The organism is Candidatus Saccharimonadales bacterium, from assembly GCA_036397795.1.
Classification (GTDB): Bacteria; Patescibacteriota; Saccharimonadia; order Saccharimonadales; family DASWIF01; genus DASWIF01.
Genome location: DASWIF010000063.1, coordinates 1 through 2,190 on the forward strand (window position 1 = coordinate 1; position 2,190 = coordinate 2,190).

Genomic DNA, 2,190 nt, shown 5'->3' on the forward strand with positions numbered 1-2,190 from the left:
ACCACCATAATCAACAATTCGATGAGACTAAAGGCTTTTTTCATTTCTCTCCTCCTTCAAAAGGGCTGAGCCGAAATTAACATAATTCAAAAAAAGTGTCAAGTTTTTCGACACTTTTTAGAGAAACAAAAAACCGCTAGCTGGTTAAACTGAGCGGTTTTCTATTGTCGGATTGAACTCTTTCTAGGATCGAGATCTGAGCAATATCTTCTGCTGGTCTTTATTGGCACCTCGCGCGGCTTCAGATATTACTTCACGTTTTTTCTCAGGCTGAGCATTCAGAAAAAAATCGGCGAATTTGCCATTGCCCTCGGAAGTCTTAGTCCGCCTCTTAAATATTCGTGTAATTTCAGCAAATTTCATAGGTATGCTTAAAATTATTGCGAGATATTGTCCAAAGCCTTCAATTCTAACAATTTTTTCACTTTAGCGCGTCCTTAAGCTGTCGAGTCCTTCAACTCTAATCTCACCCTGGACGGAAGGCGCGGCCATGTGCATGACCGGTACCTGCGAGGTTTTGCCAAACCCACACCCGCTTGGATCGGGGTCGGATAATTTAGTGCCATCGGTTGCGGTCACGGTCGGCCCGTTAGCGTGCCAGTGTTCAGTTTGATCGCATTCTTGACCAGTGCCGCTATGAATTTGATCGACTGGGATGTAGTAGCTACCATACTGGATAACCGCGATTTGATCCTGCTGAGCTGGCTCAACTGTAATCATGATGTTAACTGGAATAGTGTTGATGAGGTTCCCGCCGCCGTCTTTGACCAAAATGCTGCCGTTAGCGGTGTAGGTACCCGGACCAAAGCCTTGAACCGTGTTGCAGTCGTAGGTTAAATTTGAACTGGCCGGTAAGTTTCCGCCGACTTGACTGGCGTGAACCCAGCTCGGAAACCCAACAATTTCGAAACGGGCGGAGCCTGGACTGCCTTGTTGCAAGTCTAGATTCTGGAGGTTAATTGAACATGAACCAACTTCCGGAATCGTTCGACCCAGCTCAATCGGCTGGCTTTGCGCGCCAGTGGTCGGGTTAACGCACATGGCCGGGCTGCCGGCACAAATTTGGCCGTCATCACACGCGACGCGTTCATTGGCACACGTGCCGGCATCGCAGTAAACGCGGCCAACCTCGGTATTGCTGCAGCAGACCGGAGTTGGGTCGCCGCAATCAGCATCCGTGGTACAACTGCGTTCTGACTCGCGCAATTCCTGGCGAGCCTGGTCAACGGCTGATTGTAAGTGGTCAGTTCCGTACAAGCCGCCACTCAGCCCCGCGGCTCGGGCTTTTTGGAGCTGGCTTTCAAGCAAACTCAGGCGAGCCCGAAGTTCGGGATCATTACCTTCAAATGTACCGGTGCAGGCCGAGCCGGTTGAAATAGTCGTACCCGTACTGCCCGCGCTAATGGCGCCGGCATTCACGTTGGTGTTCCCGGCTGGCTCATTGCATTTTTCCTCAATCGCGTCCAGAATACCATGTTTGGCTTGGTGCGCGCTTTCGGCCTGAGCCACGGCCGCGTCGTGCTTAGCCTGCGCGGCCGCTTCCGCCGCCTGGCGGGTTTGCTGGTTGGCAGATTGGCCGGCCGCTAAATCGGCATCGCATTTGGATTTGTCGGCTTCGTAAAACTCGTCGTTGCGCGCCCGTTCCACGCACTCTTCATAATCTTTTTTGGCTTGCTCGCGTTCATTAAACTTGGCTTCGTTAAATCCTTTATCAGCGGCAAAGTCTGCCATAATTTCTTCATACAGCTGACCAATTTTTTCAAACGGCGCTTTGCACGGATCAGCGACCAGCGCGCCGGTCATGCATTCGTGGTGAACCGACTCCAGCCGGCGGTTCTCAGCCCAGTACGCGTCCGAGGCGGATTCCATCTCAGTCTCCAAAGTTTCAGCGGCCGCTGTTTTACGGTCATTTAATTCCTGGTTAACCGCTTGGCGGGCGGCGCCAATCTCATCACAGGCGGTGTTGTTTACGTCTACTCCCCCATCCTGGAAACCAACGCTTCTATTTAATAAACCATAGCCAACGGCCGCGACAATCGCGACGACGGCAATTCCCCCCAATACCTTGCTCAAGCTCATTTTATCCATAGGTGGTGGCCCTTTCTCCAAGTATTTTAGGTCTTAAAATTGTCTCTATTTTACTCGAAATCCTAGATATCCGTCAAACAAAACTCGAAATTGACAAAATCA

Annotated in this window: 1 protein-coding gene; it reads right to left on the reverse strand. The window is 50.9% G+C overall.

The annotated features are described in order from the left end of the window. Positions 1–426: 426 nt before the first annotated feature. Positions 427–2,088 carry a hypothetical protein gene (locus VGA08_03810; protein ID HEX9679719.1) on the reverse strand — a complete coding sequence of 554 codons (1,662 nt, stop codon included), beginning with the start codon at positions 2,086–2,088 and terminating at the stop codon, positions 427–429. Positions 2,089–2,190 lie beyond the last annotated feature (102 nt).